The sequence below is a fragment of the Kribbella sp. NBC_00482 genome, assembly GCF_036013725.1.
In the GTDB taxonomy this organism is placed as follows: Bacteria; Actinomycetota; Actinomycetes; order Propionibacteriales; family Kribbellaceae; genus Kribbella.
In genome coordinates, this window is record NZ_CP107881.1 from 1,022,863 (window position 1) to 1,042,291 (window position 19,429).

Here is a 19,429-nt window from a genome sequence, read left to right on the forward strand (position 1 = left end):
TCAGTTCTTCTCCAGTACGGACACTTGGACGCCCGAAGCGGCCCACCGCGGACCCACCGGAGTGATCCGTAGTGACCGCGTCTCGTCGGTGTCGTCGTCGCCACGGGTGACCACGATGTCCAGCCGATCGGGCGCGAGCGCCTCGGCCAGCCCATGACCCCACTCGACCACCGTGACCGCGTCCTCCAGGCTCGCGTCCAGGTCGAGATCGTCCAGCTCCGCGAAACCGCCGATCCGGTACGCGTCGACATGCACCAACGCGGGACCGCCGGCCAGCGACGGGTGCACCCGCGAGATCACGAACGTCGGTGACGTGATCGCGCCGCGCACCTTCAGCCCGACGCCGAGACCTTGCGTGAACGTCGTCTTTCCTGCGCCCAGATCACCGGACAGCACGAGTACGTCGCCGGCACGCAACTGACCGGCCAGCTCCTCGCCGATCGCCTGCATCTCGTCGGCGGTCGGCACGGTCAACTCGACCGGCATCGCCTTGGCGAAGGTCAGGTTGTGCGCCTGCTGGTCGACGACGGAGTACCCACGTCGCCTCCAGAACTCCACGGTGTCGGGCAGCTCGATCCGCGCGATCAGGTTCACCCGGCCAAGTCCCCGGCGTACGGCGACCTCCTCCGCGCAACCGACCATCGCCGAGGCGACGCCGCGGGCCTGGTACCGGGGGTCGACCGACACGCGGCGCAGGTTCAGGACGTCACCGACCTGCTCGAACAGCACCGCCCCGAGCGGAACGCCGTCGCTCAGCACCAGCAGCCCGCCGTGCTCGGCGATCGCCGCCGCCACCGTCGTCGCGTTCTCGGACAACGCCGTCGACGGCGGGTCGAGAACCCGGCGCGAGGAGAAGGCATGGTGGATCACGTTGACGATGTCGTCGACGTGCTCCTTGGTGGCGTCGACGACGTGCAGGTCTGTCATCAGGTAGGTCCTAGGGATTGTTCGGCTCGTTCGATCATCCCAAGGAGGGCCGCGGTGAATTCACGGTGGTGCTCGACCAGGCCCAGATGGCCGCAGTTCTGCACCTCGACCAGCTCGGCGCCGGGGACCCGCCGGACGATCTCCTCGGCGTGTTCGAACGGCGTCAGGTGGTCCTTGTCGCCGCCGATCACCACGCACTCGACCTTCTGCAGCGGCTCCAGGGCGTCGTACTTGTCGTGCAGCGCGAAGATCGGGTAGAACTCCGCGATCACCTCGATCGGCGTCGCCGCGATCATCTCGTTGACGAACTCGGTGAACGCCGGCGGCACCTCGGAACCGAACGAGTACTTCCGCGTCAGCAGGTAGCTGATGTCCGTACCGGCCTTCCGGCTGCGCTCGACGACGTCCGGGATCCGGGCCAGAGCGGCGACCGTCGGCGTGGCGAGCGCCCGCGCGAGCATGCCGACCTTGCCCGGGAACACGATCGGCACCTGGTCCAGTCCGCCCGCGCTGGTCGAGCACAGCCCGACGCCGATCACCCGGTCGCCGAACAGCTCCGGATGCTGCTCGGCCAGGGCCATGATCGTCATGCCGCCCATCGAGTGCCCGATCAGGATCACCGGTCCGGTCGGCGCGAACCGCTCGACGATCCCGTACAGGTCCGCGCCGAGCTGGTCGATGCTGATGTTCTCCTTCGGGGACCGCCCGGAGCGTCCGTGCGAGCGCTGGTCGTAGAACACCATCGTGCCGATGCCGGCCAGGTCGCGGCGCTCGAAGTGCCACAGGTCCATGTTCAGCCCATAGCCGTGGGCGAAGATCACCGTCAGGTCCTCGGGCGGCAGCGGGAGCTTCCGGCCGAGCCTGCGCTTCGGCGGCGGATCGGGGCGCCGCGAGCGCTTCAGCTCGTCCACCTCGACGTACAGCTCGACGCCGTCGTCGGCTGTGAAGACGTACGGCGTACCTCGCAGCGACCCGAACGGCTCGGCCTCCAGCTGCTTGCGCTGACCCGACCGTCGGCCGATCACCTGCCGCTCGACCGCGACCCCGGCCGCAGCTCCCGCGGCCAGTACTCCGACCGCGGCCCCGATCAGACCAGCAGTCCGCCCTGCTTTGGACATGCCGGTCTACCTTTCGCTGTCGATGTACCTGCGTGGGATCCGGGCGCCCAGGCGGGTGACGATCTCGTAGTTGATGGTCCCGGCCGCGTCGGCCCAGTCGTCCGCGGTCGGCTCGCCCGACGTACCCGGGCCGAACAGCACGACCTCGTCGCCCGCCGTGGCCTGGTCGTCGCCGAGGTCGACGACGCACTGATCCATGCAGATCCGGCCGACGATCGCGCGCCGTACGCCGTACGCCTGGACCGGGCCGCCGTTCGACGCGTGCCGCGGCAGTCCGTCGCCGTACCCGAGCGGGATCAGGCCGAGCGTCGACGGCCGCGGCGCGGTCCAGGTCAGCCCGTACGAGACGCCCGCGCCGGCCGGCACCCGCTTCACCATCGCCAGCCGCGCCTTCAGCGTCATCGCCGGCCGGAGCCCGAGCTCGGCCGACGGCAGCGCATGCCCGAACGGCGACAGCCCGTACGTCGCGACGCCCGGACGGACCAGGTTGAAATGGGTCTCCGGCAGCGCCAGCGTGGCGCCGGAGTTCGCGAGGTGCTTGAACTCGGCGTCGATACCGAACGACTCGGCGACCTCGATGGCCTCGGTGAACGTTGCCAGCTGGGACTCGTTCGCCGGGCTCTTCGGCTCGTCCGAGGACGCCAGGTGCGACCAGATGCCCCTGATCTCGATCTGCCCGGTCGCCTGCGCGCGGACGGCCGCGCGGATCAACGCCGGCCACTCCTCCGGTACGGCGCCGCCGCGGGACATCCCGGTGTCGATCTTGAGGTGCACCCGCGCCGGGCGGTCCTGCACCCCGGCCACGAGCTCGTCGATCTCCCAGGGCGCGCCCGCGGACAGGTCGATGCCGGCCTCGATCGCGTCGGCCAACGGCTCACCGGGCGTGGTCAGCCAGCAGAAGATCGGCCCGGTGTCACCGGCCGCGCGCAGCGCGAGCGCCTCCTCGAGGACCGCGGCGCCGATCCAGTCCGCACCGGCCTCGCGAGCGGCCCGGGCGACCGGGACCATCCCGTGCCCGTACCCGTCGGCCTTGACCACAGCCATCAGCTGCGCACCCTCGGCGCGGGCACGCAAAGTGGTCACGTTGTGACGGATCGCAGCCAGATCGACCACGGCCTCAGCACGGACCGGACGTGACTCAGGAGTAGACATGGTCAGTCCAGTGTCTCAGGCTCCGTCGATGAGGGCCGCGAGGGCCGTCATGTTGTGGAAAACCGTGTCGGCATCGGAAAGTTTCGCGGGGTCGGTCATACCGGCGTACCCGAAGACCTTCATACCGGCCGCGACCGCGGCGGCGACGCCGAGCGGGCTGTCCTCGACCACCAGGCAGTCGACCGGTTTCACGCCCATCGAGGCGGCCGCGTGCAGGAAGAGGTCGGGGGCGGGCTTGCCGTGCGCGACGTCCTCGGCGCTGAAGATCCGGCCCTCGAACCGGTGCAGGAAGCCGACCGCGGTCAACGCCGTACGGATCCTTCGATGGGTGCCCGAGGAAGCCAGGCAGTACGTGATGCCGCGCTCGTCCAGGTGATCGAGGACAGCCTCAACGCCCTCGATCGCCTGGAGCTGTGAAAACCCGTCGAACAGCCGCTGGTGGTACCGGTCCTCGAGATCCGCCGGCAGCGGCCGCCCGAGCTGAGCCTCCGCCTTCTGGCGCATCGACGCCATCGACCCGCCCATGAAGTCCCGCACCGCCTCGTCGAACGTGTACGGCAGGCCCGCCTCCGTGAGCAGCTCGGCCAAAATCGTGTTGGCCAGCCGCTCGGAGTCCACCAGCACACCGTCGTTGTCGAAGATCACGAGTCCGCTCACACCGGAGACCCTAAGCGGCCACCGCGCGAACGCGGTGACCGCCGGGGCGCGAGAGCTGGTTGGGGTCAGTTCTCCTGGATAGAGAAATCGGTGAAGTTGAAGCGCTGCTTGGTGTTGCCGGTGGAGACCACCTCGACGCCGAAGTCGACCTGCCAGGTCGTCGCCTTCGGTGCCCAGCCGCGGGTGATCATGTCGTTGAAGAAGCTGGCCAGCGGCATCGTCCCGGACTTCTGCGTCACCTGCGACACGTACGCGGTGTAGCCGCTCTCGTGCCAGACGTCGTACGTGAAGCCGCTGAACGTCACGGTGCCGATCTTGCGCCCGGCAGGCACCTGACCCTTGTTGTCGGTCCAGATCATCAGCTCGTTGTTCAGGTCGTCACCGATCCAGGCGTCGAACGCGACGTTGTAGATACAGGCCGGGCAGTTGGCGGGTGTGCTCGCCGCGAACTTGGCCGACTGGATCTTCGACAGCGCCACGTCGTTGTAGTCCTTGTGCACGTTCGGGTACGCCTGAACACCCTTGTCGCCCGGCAACGGCTGGGTGACGTCGACGTACCAGTTGTTGTAGTTGCAGGCGCTCAGCGTGTAGGTGCCGTTCTCGTTGTTCCACATGTTGTTGTGGACGTAGTACGCACCGAACGTGCGGCCGTCGCCCTGGTTGTTCGTCGAGGTGGTGACGAACGAGGGGTTGGTGCAGCTCTGGCTCGGGCTGCCGGTCGACGTCGGCGTGGTCGTCGGCGGTGTCGTGGTCGTCGGCGGTGTCGTCGTCGTGGGCGGCTTGGTCGGAGTCGTGGTCGTGGTCGTGGTTTGCGTCGGCGTCGGCGTGCTGGACGTCGGCGGCTTCGTCGGGGTCGTGGTGGCGGTCGGGGTCGGCGTCGTGGGCTGACCCGGAGCCGGCGTGAAGTCGTAGTGCACCGTGTAGGTCAGCTTGGTTCCGGCGCGGTACCGGTCGCCGTCGTACCGGAGCGCACGCAGCCGGTAGCTGGCGTCCGTCGTACGGCGTGGGTCGATCGACAGTGTCGCGGGACCGGAGGCGGTCGCGGTGATCGCGACCGGCTTCTGGCCGAAGCCGTGCAGGACCGTGCATCCGGAGGACGCGTCAAGGACACAGGTCTCGACCCGTCCGACGCTGGGCAGGGCTGTCACCGTGCTGTCCGCGGCGTTCGCGGTCGCGACCGGCGAATCCTTGCTCGCGTGCACGACGATCGGTGCCGCGATCAGCGCGCCGGCCGCAAGGACCGCCGCGGGGACAAGGATGCGGCTCCGGAGAGATCGGGTGGGGGGCATGTCAAAACATTCCTGTCTTTGGCTGACAGGCCGCCCGGTGTTGCCCCAGTGCTACCGGGTGACCAACGGTTGGCTGGATCCCCAGAGAATTGCTCTCGCGTACGCGGCCTTGACGTTATCGAACCGTGATCAAGAGATGTCAACCCCGGGTCCTGAATTAACGAAGCCTTCACGTGCAACGCCAACGCCCCCGCCGACGTCCTGAGTGTGTGAACAAGCGTGTGAACAAACAGATGATCGCACTCGCGGCGACGGCATTACTAGCCCTGACCGCCTGCGGCAACGAGCCCGCGGCTCGGTCCGGCGCGTCGCTGACCGGGCGGACCTTCCTGTCCACGTCGGTGACCGAGAACGGGAAGCCGCGGCCGCTCGCGGCGAAGAGCCAGGTCCGGCTGCAGTTCACCACCGACGGCAAGATTTCGTGGAACGCCGGCTGCAACACGTCGCAGACAACGGTGTCGACCTCCGACGGCCGACTGAGCCTCGGCAAGGAGATCGCTTCGACGGCGATGGGCTGTCTGGGCACCGTCCAGGGCCAGGACTCGTGGATCGGCAGCGTTCTCCTGTCGAAGCCGACCTGGACGCTGGACGGCGACAAGCTCGTGGTCAGCACCGAGAGCACCACGATCTCGCTGCTCGACAAGGAATCCGCGGAGCCGGACCTCGCTCTCGACAGCACGAAGTGGCAACTGACCACCGTTGTCAGCGGCCAGGCAGCGTCCCACCAGGCCGGCTTCGAGAAGGTCTGGCTGACCCTGAACGGCGAACGCGTCACCGGGTCGACCGGTTGCAACGAGTTCCAGGGCGTGGTCGCGCGCGCCACCGGCAAGGTCACCTTCGGCGAACTGGCCACCACGCGCAAAGCCTGCGCCGGCGACGCCGCGACGGTGGAATCCCTGGTCCTGAAGAGATTGAAGGGCGACCTGACCTACCAGATCGACGGCTCGACGCTGCAGTTGCGCTCCACCACCGGCGGCCTGGACTTCACCGCGTCACGCTGACTAGGCGATCCTGATGTCGAAGGCTTGGACCTCGTTTTTCGTTGTCTCGTAGGAGATGAGTAGGTGGCCGCGGTCCTTCAGTTGTTGGCGTTGGGCTGCGGTCAGGGGGATCGTCCAGTGCTGCACGCCGCGGGTGATCTGCTGCGTGGCCTGCTTGACGAGATGACCGCTCATGTTCGGTGACCACGGCGGCGTGGCGCCGTCGGTGATCGCACACGGCGTGAAGCCGTAGTCCGGCGGCGGGTCGGTCGTGCACGATGTCGTCCACACCGGGATCGCGCCGAGCTGACCGCTGGTCAGGAGCGCGCGAGCAGTGCCGTTCCCCTTCGACGACGTGACGAGGCGTACGGCGTCGCCGCGCACCGAAGAGGACAGGATCCTGAGGTCGTCGGTCGGCACCCGGCCGGAGATCGGTACGCCGTTGCGCGCGGACTGCGCAATCGTTTGCGGCGACAGTGCCCCGTTGAGGTTCGGGTTCGACACGTCAGGCGGCGCCGGCGTGGTCGGGCGGTCCGCCGGCGGTGTGTACCCGGGAAGCGTGGCGAGCCCCCAGCGGTACGGGTCCGATTGCACGGAGCCGAGCGCCGACCACCCGAGTCGCGTACTCATGTCGATATGCCGCAACGTCGTCGTACCGGCGGCCGAGGTGTCGTCGTTGTCGTACGGCGTGATGTTCAGCCCGAGCCGCGCCGGGTCGACGGCGGACGGGAGGTCGGCGAGCGGGATCTTCACCTCGAGGTCGTAGCCCCCGCCGGCGTACGCGTGCGGGACCGTGGTCTCGTTGCTGCCGACCCACTGCGCGGTCGAGGCGACCTGTACGCCGGGCGCGTTGCCGGTGTCGAGCGGGCCGCTCGAGTAGCCCTGGTGGTTGTCCGCGTCCCGTTCCCAGCACGGGCCGCCGCTCTGGGTGAACGGGAAGATGCCGAGCTTGAACGTGTTCGCGGTGTCCTTGAGGTCCTGGGACGCGGTGCCGCGCGGGTCGAGCAGGATCTCGACCGAGTCGGCCTGCCAGTGACCGACGCATTCCTCCGGCGTCACGGCGTACGACTGGTAGTCGTCGCGGACGTGGATGAAGAAGTACAGCGCGTCGTCGGACCAGCTGACCTTGGCGGTATTCCCTTCTCCTGTTGACGAAACACCGCAGTCGTCGACGCCGGTACAGGTGCTCGCGCCCTGCCAGACCCGGCCGAGGTCGAGCGTCGGACCGGGGTACTCACCCGGGTCGGCCTTCCCGTCGACGACCGGCGTCGCCTGCGGGATCACGGTGGTCGGGACGAGCGTGAGGGTCAGCGTTTCACTACCGGTCGCCGTCCGGATCGGAATGTTGACGTTCTGCTGGGCGGGCAGGGTCGTGTCGGTGTTGGTGAGCTTGAACGTGACGGTGGCGTCCGCGCCGGGTGCGAGATCGTACGGCTTCGCGTTGGCGTCGACGGTGAAGTTCGGCGGAAGGTCGAGCGAGACAGCGCCGGTCTGCTGCTCGGCGGACCAGTTGTGGACCACGACCGGTACATCGATGGTCTGGCCGATACCCATCGACTGGATCGCCTGCGAGCGGCCGAGGCGGTTCGCCTGCGGCGCGGTGTTCTGCAGCCACTCGTCGTACTCCTGCCAGTTCCCCCAGCGCTGGAAGCGTCCTTCGGCGGCGGAAACGATCCGTACAACGTTTTCCGTGTAACCGCTCGCGTGCTCGGTGGTGTAGAGCGCGGAAACCTTCGCGTTCTGGTCGACGGCCGCCGTCGCGGCGGGTGTGACGGTGAAGGTGAGGTCGGCGCTCGATCCCTTGCGGACCGGTTTCGGCCCGTCGGTCGACCAGCCGGCCGGAACCGTCAGCGCGACGTTGCCCTTGGCAAGCTTTCCGCGGAGGTGCACGGTGGCCTGGAAGGGTTCACCGGCGACGTTGTAGAACTTGTCGAAGGTCAGGTATTCGAGCGTTCCGAGCGGCAGTCCGCCTGGGTCGGGTTTGGTCGCGCCGAACAGGATCGCGTCGTCGCGGCCGGCTGCCGCGCTGCTGTTCGGCTGGAACGGTACGAACGACTCGGTCATCCCGAACCGCGGACAGGCGGGAACCGACGCGCCCTTGTACATCACGCGGCTCTGGGTCGGGTACGCCGCGCGGCCCTCGTCCGCGACCTGCTGCCAGATCTTCGGCGTACCGGCGGTCTGCCCTTGCACGTTGCCCGCAGGCCAGGCGTACGGCGAGTTGTAGCCGGTCCACACGCCCGCGACGGTGTCGAGGCCGGTCGGCGTGAATCCGGTGGTGCAGTTCGCCGAGGTCGTCGTACCGCCGGTGCCTGCGGTCGCTCCGCCGGAGAAGACCTTCTTCACCTGCCAGGTGCTGAGGGCGTGCGGGCCCTTCAGCTGCTCCGGGAACATGGTCGGGTCCGCTGCCGCGAGCACGCCTTCCCAGATCAGCCGACCGGCCTGCTGGTGGTTTCCGTGGCCGGCCGCAAGGGTCGGGGTGAAGCCGATGTAGACCTCCGGCTGCGTCTCGCGGATCACCCGCGTGACCCTCCGGAGCGTTTCCTGCTCGTCCCAGAAGTACTGCGTCAGCGGCGCGCTCTGGTTGTAGAAGAAGTCGATCCGGTCGAGGTTGAAGATGTCGACCGTCCCGGAGCGGTAGTGCGCGACGCGGTCCTCGTTCTCGCGGCGCAGACCGAGCTCAGGCCCGAGCTCGGGACCGGTCGCGTTACCGCCGCCCTCACCTCGGGTCACCATGATCACGCCGCACTTGACGCCGTACTGCTGATGCCAGACGCCACACGGCCCGATGATGCTGGTGTCGTCGTCCGGATGGGCCCACTCCCCCATCACGTCGATCTTCGTCTGACGATCAGCCACGTACGGCTGGGCCGTCTGGGTCGTCTGGGTCGTCTGGGGCATGGCCACGGCCGGAACCGGCAGCACGGCGAGCAGGACAAGAATCACGAACCCGGCGAATCGCTTCACGTGCACACTCCAAAGGCGGCGGAGGCAACGCTCCAGTCCTACGTCCGCACCACAGACCCGCGCAACCGCTTACCGCGCGTCCCTCTCCTGCGGGGCAGGAACGCTAGTGATCGCCCAGTTCGCCAGGAAACGCAGCGCCTCGGCCGCCGGGCTGTCCGGTTCGGCGGTGTAGGTGACGATCACCAGTCCGTCGCCCGGCAGTTCCATGGCCTCGCCGGTGAGCGCGAGGTCGCCGACCAGGGAGTTGTGCAGCCGCTTGGCGGCCGTGCGGTGGTACTTGACGTTGTGCCGTGCCCACCGCGTGCGGAACTCCTCGCTCCGGGTGGCGAGTTCGCCGACGAGGTCGGTAAGGCTCTTGTCGTGAGGGCTACGGCCTGCCTCGGCGCGGAGTGCGGCGACGGCGTCGTCGGCGACCGTCTCCCAGTCCAGGAAGAAGCCGGGCGCGCGCTGATCGAGGAACAGGAACTTCGCGACGTTCAGCGGCAGCCGGTCGCGGTCGAGAATCCCGTCGTACAGCGCAAACGCGAGATCGTTCGCGGCGAGGATGTCGGTGCGCGCGTTGCGGACGTACGCCGGTGTCGCGAGCGACTCCAGGATCCGCAGTACGCCGGGACGTACCTTCGAGACCGCCGTACGGCGTGATCCGCGGACCGGACCGCTCGAGGCGCGGGCGAGGTCGGCCAGGTGGGCCCGCTCGGCGTCGTCGAGGCGCAAGGCGCGGCCCAGCGCTTCGAGGACCTGCTCGGAGACGCCGGCGAGATTGCCGCGTTCGAGGCGGGTGTAGTAGTCGGCGCTGACGCCCGCGAGCAGGGCGACCTCCTCGCGACGCAGCCCTGCGACGCGGCGCTTGTCGCCGAAGGTCGGCAGGCCGGCCTGCTCGGGCGTCACGTTCGCACGCCGGCTGGTGAGGAACTCCCGCACGTCGTCCTTGATGCTCACGATTTCCACCGTACGGGCGGGCGCGTCCGCGATGGGAGGGTCTCCTGGTACCTGTTACACCGGGGACTCCCACCTGTGATGCGGACGGATGTCTCCTGGACCCATGCACCAACCGTCCCTCAGACGCCGGCAACTCCTCGGCCTCGCACTGACCAGTGTTCTCGGAGCGTGCTCGGTGAAATCCACGAAAACCGCTGGGCGGAAGGTGTTGGTGGCGTACTTCTCCCGACCGGGCGAGAACTACGACAACGGCGGTCGTACCTGGCTGAAGGTCGGCAACACCGAGGTCGTCGCGACGATGATCGCCGACCTCGTCGCGTGCGACGTGTACCGGATCGAGGCCGCCGAAACCTACTCGGACAGGTACGACGACACCGTCGCCCGCAACGTCCGCGAGCAGAACGCCGACGCACGCCCCGCGATCGCCAAGCCGCTGCCCGCTCTCGACCCGTACGACATCGTCCTGCTCGGCAGCCCGATCTGGAACGTGCGGGCCCCGATGATCATGTCGACCTTCACCGAGAAGCTCGACTTCACCGGCAAGACTGTGCACCCCTTCACGACGTACGCAATGAGCGGCCTCGGCACGACCGAACGCGACTACACCCGCTCCTGCCCCGGAGCCACCATCGCCGAGGGCCTCGCCGTACGCGGCGAACAAGCAGCCCAAGCCCGCCCGCAGATCACCGACTGGCTCCAACGAATCGGCCTCCGCTGATTCAGCTCAGGAGGCGGCGGGTTGTTTCGGGGAGGGCTTGGGCGACCTTGATGGCGGTGATGGGTCCGCCGTCGGAGGCGAGGTTGGCTGCGGCGGCGTGCAGGTACGCGCCGACGCTCGCCGCGTCGAGAGGCGTCAGACCGCCGGCGAGGAGGGCACCGCACACGCCGGCGAGCACGTCGCCGGCGCCCGCGGTCGCGAGCCATGGAGTGGCGTTCGTGTTCACCCGGACCTCACCGTCCGGACTGGCAATGACCGTGGTGGCGCCCTTGAGCAGGACCGTCACGTCGAAGCGCTCGGCCGCGAGCCGCGCGTACTTCAGCCGCTCGGCCTCGACGGTCGCGCGATCGACACCGAGCAGGCGAGACAGCTCACCGGCGTGCGGCGTGACCAGTACGTCGACGTGGTCGCCGGAATCGTCGAGCGCCTTCAGACCGTCCGCGTCCAGGACAACGGGCTCGTCGGCGTCGAGCAGCTCGCGGATCCGGGGGATATCGAGTTCGTCGCCGAGGCCCGAGCCGATCGTCCACGCCTGAACCCGGCCGTCGCCGACGACCTCCGGGTGGGCTTCCCATACGGCGCGCGCCACCGCGTCCGGGCCGACGTACCGGACCATGCCGACAGGCCCGGCGAGGGCGCCGGCGGTGGCGATCACTGCGGCGCCTGGGTACTGGGTGGAGCCGACCATCAGGCCGAGGACGCCGCGCGAGTACTTGTCGGACTCGCCGTGCGGGACGGGATAGAGCGCTCTGACGTCCGCGGCTTGGAGCGCCTGCACTTCCGCGGGTGGGAGTTCGAGGCCGATGTCGACGAGGTGGACCGGGCCGCAGGCGGTCGCGGCGGGGTCGACGAAGTGGCAGATCTTGTGCGTGCCGAATGTGACGGTGAGCGCGGCGTTGACGTGCGGCTCGGGCGTCTCCCCGGTGTCCACGTCGACACCGGACGGAGTGTCGACAGCCACGATCGGTACGCCGTACTTCTCGGCAACCTGCACCACAGCAAGCGCCTCAGCCCGAAGCCCCGGCCGCCCACCGATCCCGACAATCCCATCCACCACCACATCGGCCCCGGCAACAACACTCACGGCGGACGAGGTGGGGATTGCTCGGCCGCCCGCTGTCTTGAGGGCGGCGAGGCCGGCTGCGTGTGCCTTGTCCGACAGCAGGACGGCGGTGACCTGGGCGCCGCGGCGGGACAGTTGGGCGCCGGCGTACAGGGCGTCGCCGCCGTTGTCGCCGGAGCCGATCAGGAGGACCACGCGAGCGCCGTACGTGCCGCCGAGGAAGTTGCTGACGGCAACCGCCAGCCCGGTCGCCGCCCGCTGCATCAGCGTGCCGTCGGGTAGCTTCGCCATCAACTCGGCCTCAGCCGCCCGAACCTGCTCGACCGTGTGCGCACGACGCATGCTCAACCCTCCAGGACGACCACGGCGGAGGCGATTCCGGCGTCGTGGCTCAACGACAGATGCAGGCTCTGTACGCCGAGTTTGGCCGCCTGCGCCGCCACCGTGCCGGTGATCTCCAGCCACGGCCGCCCGGTCTCGTCGGTCTGCACCTCGGCGTCGTGCCAATGCATGCCCCCGGGCGCCCCGAGCGCCTTCGCCAACGCCTCCTTGGCCGCGAACCGAGCCGCCAGCGACGCCGGCGGCTTCACCGCCTCCACGGGGGTGAACACCCGATCCCGCAACCCCGGCGTACGTTCCAGCGTCCGCATGAACCGATCCACGTCGACCACATCAATACCCACGCCGACGATCATGCAGCCACCCTAACGGTAAGGGGACGCGGTGGATTGGCGGATGCGTAGGTCTACGGCCAGGTCCAGGCGGAGGGCGGTGGGGGTGCGGCCTCTCGAGAGATCGAGTACTACGCGCGTCGCGAGCTCGGCCATCTGATGGAGCGGCTGGTGGACCGTGGTGAGGGTCGGCGTCACCCACTGCGCAACAGGAAGATCGTCGTACCCGACCACCGACAGGTCTCGCGGAACGTCCAGCCCCAGTTCACGAGCGGCCTGGTAGACGCCCAGTGCCTGCATGTCGCTGCCGGCGAAGATCGCGGTGGGCCGGTCGGCTCGGCGGAGCAGGTCGAGCGCCTCGCGATGGGCGCCGGCGACCTCGAAGTCGGCCCACCGGATCAGCGCCGGATCGACGTCGGCACCTGTTGAACGCAGCGCATCTGTGTACCCGTCGACGCGTTGCCGCGAGCACAGCGTCGAGATCGGACCGCCGATCATCCCGATCCGGGTGTGGCCGAGCGTGCGCAGATGCGTCGTCGCCATCCGGCCGCCGTTCCAGTTCGCGGAGCCGATCGACGGTACGTCGTCCCCCACATCGCCGACCGGATCGACGACCACGAACGGGATCCGCCGCGCCTCCAACTGCGCGCGCTGATCGGCGTCCAGGTCCGAGAACACCATGATCACGCCGAGCGGCCGCCGGTTCAGCACCGACTCGATCCACTCCTGCCGCGGCCGGAGCGCACCGCCGCACTCGGACAGCACCAGTTCGACGCCCTCGGCGCGGACGACCTCCTCGACGCCGCGGATCAGCTCCATCGCCCACTCGCCACCGAGCTGGTTGAACACCAGGTCGATCATCGGGCCGGCCGCCGTACTCGAGCTCCGCCGCCGGTACCCGTGCTCCTGGATCAGGCTCTCGATCCGCGCCCGGGTCGCCGCCGCCACGTCCGCGCGCCCGTTCAGCACCTTGGAGACGGTCGGCACCGACACCCCGGCCTGCTCCGCAATTTTCGCAATGGTCGGCCGCTCGGCCACAACGCCTCCCGATCCGAAACTTTCGAACCAGCCTAGCGATTAATCGTGCGGCCGCGCGCATCTGGTACGCCGCTGAGCCGGTAGAAGAACGTGTTGACCTGGTCGCGCCACTCGCGGGCGTTCGACAGCTGGGTCTCGAAGCGGGCGGTGATGTTCTCGCGGATGGCCGGTTCGAAGCGCTCGGCGATCACCTGCCAGCGCGCGACCATCGCCTCTACCTCGGCGTACCCCTGGAAGTGTGTGTCGTAGATGTGTTGCAGCACTGTGCTCCCGCTCTGGAGCACGTGGTCGTAGGGCACGTGGTGGAAGAACAGCAGCAGCTCGTCGGGACACGTGTACAGGTCCTCGTACAGGCTCGCGAGCGGTTCCGGATACTGCCCGGTGAACCCCGAGCCTGTCTTCACGGTCCGGTCCACGCCGACGCCGTACCGATCCGCGAAGTGGTACGTCCCCGCGCCCGAGAACTCGTACCCGTTCACGTTCGGCCCGTAGTGCGTCCCTGGCGTCACCATGAACCCGACGCCGAGCGGCGCGGTGTACCGCTCGTACGTCTGCCACGAGCCGGACAGGATCGTCACCAACTCGCTCCGGGTCCGGTCGTCCATCGCGAACGTCGCGGCCGCCCACTCGTGCAGGAGGCTGACCGGATCCGCGGCGGGATCCCATGCGAGCCGTCCGAACGCATAGAGGTTGCTCTGCGCAAGCTTGTGCCCGGTCCAGTTCAGGTCGTCGCCGACGTTGGACACGGCAACGATCGCACCGATGCGGTCGGCAACGGTCACGCCACCGCCACCGGACGTGTCGAACTGCAGGATCTCCCGCCACCAAGGCCCGAGGTAGCACAGGTCCTGCTGCTGGCCGGAGTACTCCTGCGTGACCTGCAACTCGACACCGAAAACGGTTTCCTGGAATTCCCCGAGCAGCGGTGAGACCGGCTCCCGGACCTGGAAGTCCAGCGGTCCGTGTTTGACCTGCAAGACAACGTTTTCCTCGAACCGCCCGTCCAGCGGGATGAACCCGTCGTACGCCGCCCTCGCCCGATCCGCCCGCCGATCGCGCCAGTCCTGTTCGGGCTCCGCGCCGGAACATCGCCAGAAAACGCTCCCGCCGTACGGCGCCACTGCTCGGGCCAGCAGGTTCGCGCCCTCGGGATCACGAGCCGTCCGCACCACGAGCCCGCCGAGATCCGGTACGACGTCGTACACCCGGGCGATCGTGGCGGCCCACCAGCGCGCGACCCGCTCGTCACGCGGGTCGTCGATGAAGTCGACCGCGAGACTGACTGCGATCCCGTACTCGCGGAAAACGCCGGCCAGCCGCGCCACATCGGGCAGCTCGGCGGTGGCGAGCGCGACCGCGTTGATCCCGATGGACGCCAGCAATCGCGCGTACGCCCGGACCCGGCTGAGGTCGGGCACCACCTCGCCGTCACGGAAAAAGATCGATTTTCCCGAGTATCCGCGCCGTACGACACCGGACAGCTCGTCCCAGTGGTCCAGCATCCGGATCGGTACGGCGGGCTGCTCGACGACGGTGAAGTCGCCGCTCATCCACTCGAAGTACCGCAGCACGTAGAAGTACCCGTACAGCAATCCGTGGCCGCCCTCGGCCGCGACAACGAGATCGTTGCCCCGTCGCACCACCACGAACCCCTCGACGCCCAGCCCGTGCTCGGGCACGGCGGCCTCGACCTGCTGCCAGAGAGCGGTCTCCCTGACCCGGGTCAGCGTGCAGACGGCGACCTGTACGTCGGTGCGGAAACGGCGCGTCTGCCGGACCTCGGCGCGGATCGTCTGCGCGAGCACGCCCGACGCATGCACGGTCACCTCGGGCAGGCGTTGCGTACCAAGCCAGGCGGAATCGCCGGTCATGGGGCCTCCCGGTCTGGACTGAGGAGCGGAGGGAGCGAAGCGACCGGAGCGACGAGGGAAGACCGGGAGTTGCAGCCCCAGGACCCGCCGCGCCGGAGGCGTGGCATCAATACCGTCATCGAGCGTCGATACTTACACACCAGACGGTCACCGAACGGTGACCGAAAGTTTCGAGACCGTACCGTAGCTGAGACACTCCGAGACACTCTGAGACCAAGGCCACGCCGTCCCGATGTGGGTGCATCGCGCGCCGATGGGAACAATGGGCCACATGCTGCAGCCGTCGCGGGAGGTGACTCCCTACACCGAGCTCGACCGGGCCACCTGGGCGCAATTGGCCGAGACCACCATCTCCCCGCTGACGGCGGACGAGGTCGAGCGGTTACGCGGTCTCGGTGACGAGATCGACATGGACGAGGTCCGCGAGGTGTACCTGCCGCTGTCGCGGATCCTCTCGCTCTACGTCCGGCACGCCCGCGCACTGCACGCCGACACGGAGAGTTTCCTCGGCAAACCGGCCGAGACCCGCACCCCGTTCGTGATCGGGATCGGCGGATCGGTTGCCGTCGGCAAGTCCACGACCGCGCGACTGCTGCGCGAACTGCTGGCCCGCTGGCCCGAGCACCCGCGGGTCGCGCTCGTCACCACCGACGGCTTCCTGTGGCCGAACGCCGAACTCGAGCGCCGCAACCTGATGCAGCGCAAGGGCTTCCCGGAGTCGTACGACCGCAAGTCATTGCTCCGCTTCGTGGTCGAGGTGAAGTCCGGGATCGACTCGGTCGAGGCGCCGGTTTACTCGCACCTGCACTACGACCGCATGGACGGCGTACGGACGACTGTCGAGCAGCCCGACATCCTCCTGCTCGAAGGCCTGAACGTCCTGCAGCCGGCACCCCGGCACGCGGACGGCAAGAGCGGCCTCGCGGTCAGCGACTTCTTCGACTTCTCGGTGTACGTCGACGCGGCGGCCGACGACGTCCGCTCCTGGTACGTGGCCCGTTTCCTCAAGCTCTGGGAGACGGCGTTCCGCAACCCGGAGTCGTACTTCGTCCGGTACGGCGAGCTCAGCCGCGAGGAAGCGATCAAGAAGGCCGAGTCGCTCTGGGACGGCATCAACGGCCCGAACCTGCGCGAGAACATCCTCCCCACCCGCTCCCGCGCCACCCTGGTCCTCCGCAAAGGCGCCGACCACGCCGTCCGCTGGGTCAGGCTACGGAAGCTCTGACTGCAGGTACGACGGCCAGTGCGACGACCGCCGCGGTGAGGGCGAAGGCCACCGGGTAGCCGGTGCCGCCGACGATCGCGCCGAAGGCCAGTGCGCCGAGGCCCCAGCCGCCGTCGTACGCCAGGTTCCAGAGGGCGCTGACCTGGCCGTAGCGGGAGCGGTCGACGCGGTTGTACATCAGGGTCAGCGTCAGGTTCTGCGCGGCGCCGAACCCCGCCCCGAAGCAGGTGGAGCCGATCAGGATCGCGATCGGGCTAGGCAGGAAAACGAGTGATCCGGCGCCGGCGGCGGCGAGCACGAGCGCGGGTGCGAGCAGCTTCGCAGGCCCGACACGATCGGCGTACCGCCCGGCCAGCCAACGTGCGGCCGGCGCCGCGATCGCCTGCAGCAGAAGGGCCGACGCGATCATCGACTGCCTGTCCCCGGCAACAGCAAGCGGCAGAAACGTGACGCTGATCCCCGCCGCGACAGTCACCGCGGCGAACACGAGCGTCGGCATCAACAACCCACTCCGCCGTACGCCGCCCAGCACCTTCACGTGCTGATCCGCGACCTCAATCCGCCCAGGCAGACCGATCAGCATGACCAGCCCGGCGAGCGACGCGACGGCCGCCAGCACGAACAACGCACCGAACCCGATCACGTCGATCAGATAAACCCCGAGCGGCAGCCCGATCACCGCAGGTACGCCGACTGCCACGCCGTACACCCCGAGCGCCTCACCACGACGAGCCGGCGGAGTGAGCTCGGCAACCAGCGCCACCGCCCCCACCACCAGAATCGCCAGCCCCGCCCCACGCACGACACACACGCTGAGCACAACCGGAAGCGAAGCCGACCCCAACAACACCAGCGAAGGCGCCCCAAGCAGAACCAGCCCCAACCCCAGCACAACCTGGTACCCCCACCGCGCCAACATCCGCGGCACCACCAACTCAACCCCCACCGCAGCAAACATCATCGCCGCGGTAGACAGCCCCGCCCCCACACCCCCGGCCCCGTTAGCAGCCAAGTACAGAGGCACCACAGACGTCAGCAGGTACATGCTGAGCCCCGACCCAAACACCATCCCCAACAACCGCACGAACTGACTGCTCAGAAGCGGGCCAACGCTGACTGTCGGAACCTCACACGCAGTGGTCATACCTAGAAGCTAGAGAAATACCGGTACGCCCTACAGATCCAGTTCCACAGCGATCGAGAGGACCAGTTCCCAGAGTGTCTTTGTCGACAACCCCTCCCTCATCGTCAGAGAGGGAGCGGTCGCAGGCGCAAGGTGTCCGGAACCTGTCCGTTGTCGTAGTACTGCACGAACACCTCAGCAGCCTCCGCCGCCGAGAGCACCTCATACGAGTACACACGCGCCTCACAGCCGTCCCAGGGTATGACGACCTCGGCCGCCGGCCCTGAGTTGTCAGCCACCGCCCGCCCCACGACGAAATGTCGCCGCCCTGGCTCCCCTGGTCGACGCACCTCCACAGTCATGCCGTCCGCTGAACCTGCCGCCTGGACATACTGCTGCGGCCAAGCCGCGAGATCGACACGATCGAACGGGACGTCTGTGGGAAGTCTCCAGAGACTCAGCGAGTAGCGATCCACGCCGTCGAGGAGGGCAAGCCGCTGCTCGATCACCTCCCGCGGCGACAGATCCGGGTCCTTGACCTCCCCATGAATCCGGCCGTTCATCGTCAGCGCATGAGTGACCTTCTTCACGAGACCCTCACTTGATAGGTGGACGTGATCGACCTCGGAACACCGTCAAGCTGACCAGCTACGGCGTACGGGAGGAGGAACTCGGTTGCTCCACCCAATGTCCGATGAAGAAGTACACAACCTGACGCTGCGCACGATCGTCTGAAAAGCCGACCCCCTCGGTGAGGGAAACGAGCTTGTGCACGCACCTCACGAAGGTGTGGAGATCCTTGGCCAGCAGCCGATCCGCGTCCTCGACGATCACAGCAACAGGTGGATGCCAGCCGTCAGTCAACAAGTCCCACAACCGATCCGCAAAAGCCGCCCACGAACCCGCGCCGAGCCCAGTGAACCCAAGTCCCTCACTCAACTCAACAAGCAGGCCCGACTCCAAGTCACCTTCTTGAGGCGCTTGCACCCTGACCACCCGGAACCCGAGCTCCTCCAGGCTCGTCAAGGTCCGACCGAGATCGTCCGTTTCGAGTAGGTAGGGCTCCGTCGTGAGCCAGGGAAGACGCGCTTCAACATCCACCCAATCGGCCCATTCGCGTGATCTACCAGCATCCACAGCCCGATCCCCAGATCTGAACAAGTCCATCCTTTTGTAGTGTCCGCTGTGCCAGACCGGCCGGCGTTGTGGGGTCGCCTGGGCACAGGGCTAGGTTGCCGTTGGCACAAACGGTGTCGGCGCGTTGGCGCCATGCGCAACACATGCCGCCTCAGCGGGACTGGGGTTCCTCGCTCCACACAGCCATCTCACCTTTTCCCGCCTGCCCAATCCACTCGAATTGCCCTGACTGCCGTATGACGATCCGCTCCGCATCCCTGGGAGTCATGACAACGTGATAGCCCGGGCGGAACACCAGCCTCACCATTCCACTCTTGAATGCGACTGCCGATGCCACTTCAGTACCGACCAGCATTGTCAGATCTTCAGCCACTTCCGTTGCCGCATGCGGCAGATCGACCGTCGACGCATCGGTCATCTGTACATCGACGTCGGCCGAGATCACGAAACCTTCCATGAATTCAATGCGACACGTACCGGCGCGCACCTCCGCCTGCACGACCTTCCGGTCACGAATTCCAAATATCCATCGATCCGGCAATTCCTTGAACATC

Annotated in this window: 18 protein-coding genes; 3 read left to right on the forward strand and 15 right to left on the reverse strand. The window is 67.9% G+C overall.

What is annotated here, in order from left to right:
- The 5 genes from tsaE to OHB24_RS05215 form a co-directional block, all read right to left on the reverse strand.
- The gene (gene tsaE, locus OHB24_RS05195; RefSeq protein ID WP_327637803.1) at nucleotides 1–927 is read right to left on the reverse strand and encodes a tRNA (adenosine(37)-N6)-threonylcarbamoyltransferase complex ATPase subunit type 1 TsaE; all 927 of its coding nucleotides are present in this window, start codon (nucleotides 925–927) and stop codon (nucleotides 1–3) included.
- Nucleotides 927–2,045 carry an alpha/beta fold hydrolase gene (locus OHB24_RS05200; RefSeq protein ID WP_327637804.1) on the reverse strand — a complete coding sequence of 373 codons (1,119 nt, stop codon included), beginning with the start codon at nucleotides 2,043–2,045 and terminating at the stop codon, nucleotides 927–929. The genes tsaE and OHB24_RS05200 overlap by 1 nt, the downstream gene beginning before the upstream one ends.
- A gap of 6 nt (nucleotides 2,046–2,051) precedes the next feature.
- A complete protein-coding gene (gene alr / locus OHB24_RS05205; RefSeq protein WP_327637805.1) occupies nucleotides 2,052–3,197 on the reverse strand; it encodes an alanine racemase in 1,146 nt (381 codons plus the stop codon).
- A gap of 15 nt (nucleotides 3,198–3,212) precedes the next feature.
- Nucleotides 3,213–3,854: an HAD family hydrolase gene (locus tag OHB24_RS05210; protein ID WP_327637806.1), complete on the reverse strand. Its 642-nt coding sequence runs from the start codon at nucleotides 3,852–3,854 to the stop codon at nucleotides 3,213–3,215.
- A gap of 65 nt (nucleotides 3,855–3,919) precedes the next feature.
- On the reverse strand, nucleotides 3,920–5,143 hold the full coding sequence (locus OHB24_RS05215) for a GH12 family glycosyl hydrolase domain-containing protein (protein WP_327637807.1): 1,224 nt from the start codon (nucleotides 5,141–5,143) through the stop codon (nucleotides 3,920–3,922).
- Nucleotides 5,144–5,352: 209 nt separating this feature from the next.
- Here OHB24_RS05215 and OHB24_RS05220 point away from each other — a divergent pair, with 209 nt between their 5' ends.
- A complete protein-coding gene (locus OHB24_RS05220; RefSeq protein WP_327637808.1) occupies nucleotides 5,353–6,144 on the forward strand; it encodes an META domain-containing protein in 792 nt (263 codons plus the stop codon).
- Here the strand turns inward: OHB24_RS05220 and OHB24_RS05225 are convergent, their stop codons facing one another.
- Nucleotides 6,145–9,090 (reverse strand): PIG-L family deacetylase, encoded by a 2,946-nt coding sequence (locus OHB24_RS05225; protein ID WP_327637809.1) that lies wholly within the window; start codon nucleotides 9,088–9,090, stop codon nucleotides 6,145–6,147.
- A 69-nt stretch (nucleotides 9,091–9,159) separates the two neighbouring features.
- Nucleotides 9,160–10,029 carry a helix-turn-helix transcriptional regulator gene (locus tag OHB24_RS05230; RefSeq protein WP_327637810.1) on the reverse strand — a complete coding sequence of 290 codons (870 nt, stop codon included), beginning with the start codon at nucleotides 10,027–10,029 and terminating at the stop codon, nucleotides 9,160–9,162.
- Between the two features lie 175 nt (nucleotides 10,030–10,204).
- Between OHB24_RS05230 and OHB24_RS05235 the strand changes: the two genes are divergently transcribed.
- Nucleotides 10,205–10,747, forward strand: a complete 543-nt coding sequence (locus OHB24_RS05235) for a flavodoxin (protein WP_327637811.1) — start codon at nucleotides 10,205–10,207, stop codon at nucleotides 10,745–10,747.
- A gap of 1 nt (nucleotide 10,748) precedes the next feature.
- Here OHB24_RS05235 and OHB24_RS05240 read toward each other — a convergent pair whose 3' ends face one another.
- The 4 genes from OHB24_RS05240 to OHB24_RS05255 are packed head-to-tail and all read right to left on the reverse strand — an operon-like array spanning nucleotide 10,749 to nucleotide 15,390.
- The gene (locus OHB24_RS05240) at nucleotides 10,749–12,152 is read right to left on the reverse strand and encodes an NAD(P)H-hydrate dehydratase (RefSeq protein WP_327637812.1); all 1,404 of its coding nucleotides are present in this window, start codon (nucleotides 12,150–12,152) and stop codon (nucleotides 10,749–10,751) included.
- Between the two features lie 2 nt (nucleotides 12,153–12,154).
- Nucleotides 12,155–12,505, reverse strand: coding sequence for a holo-ACP synthase (locus OHB24_RS05245; RefSeq protein ID WP_327637813.1), 351 nt, complete (start codon nucleotides 12,503–12,505; stop codon nucleotides 12,155–12,157).
- 9 nt (nucleotides 12,506–12,514) lie between these two features.
- Nucleotides 12,515–13,519 (reverse strand): LacI family DNA-binding transcriptional regulator, encoded by a 1,005-nt coding sequence (locus OHB24_RS05250; RefSeq protein WP_327637814.1) that lies wholly within the window; start codon nucleotides 13,517–13,519, stop codon nucleotides 12,515–12,517.
- Nucleotides 13,520–13,551: 32 nt separating this feature from the next.
- A complete protein-coding gene (locus OHB24_RS05255; RefSeq protein ID WP_327637815.1) occupies nucleotides 13,552–15,390 on the reverse strand; it encodes an alpha-glucuronidase in 1,839 nt (612 codons plus the stop codon).
- 271 nt (nucleotides 15,391–15,661) lie between these two features.
- On the opposite strand from OHB24_RS05255, the gene coaA reads away from it, so the two are divergent.
- Nucleotides 15,662–16,615 carry a type I pantothenate kinase gene (gene coaA / locus OHB24_RS05260; protein WP_327637816.1) on the forward strand — a complete coding sequence of 318 codons (954 nt, stop codon included), beginning with the start codon at nucleotides 15,662–15,664 and terminating at the stop codon, nucleotides 16,613–16,615.
- Here coaA and OHB24_RS05265 read toward each other — a convergent pair.
- The 4 genes from OHB24_RS05265 to OHB24_RS05280 form a co-directional block, all read right to left on the reverse strand.
- A complete protein-coding gene (locus tag OHB24_RS05265) occupies nucleotides 16,596–17,759 on the reverse strand; it encodes an MFS transporter (RefSeq protein WP_327637817.1) in 1,164 nt (387 codons plus the stop codon). The genes coaA and OHB24_RS05265 overlap by 20 nt on opposite strands.
- A gap of 104 nt (nucleotides 17,760–17,863) precedes the next feature.
- Nucleotides 17,864–18,328, reverse strand: a complete 465-nt coding sequence (locus OHB24_RS05270) for a hypothetical protein (RefSeq protein ID WP_327637818.1) — start codon at nucleotides 18,326–18,328, stop codon at nucleotides 17,864–17,866.
- Nucleotides 18,329–18,386: 58 nt separating this feature from the next.
- A complete protein-coding gene (locus OHB24_RS05275) occupies nucleotides 18,387–18,875 on the reverse strand; it encodes a hypothetical protein (protein WP_327637819.1) in 489 nt (162 codons plus the stop codon).
- Nucleotides 18,876–19,026: 151 nt separating this feature from the next.
- The gene (locus OHB24_RS05280) at nucleotides 19,027–19,428 is read right to left on the reverse strand and encodes a DUF6188 family protein (RefSeq protein WP_327637820.1); all 402 of its coding nucleotides are present in this window, start codon (nucleotides 19,426–19,428) and stop codon (nucleotides 19,027–19,029) included.
- Nucleotide 19,429: the final 1 nt, after the last annotated feature.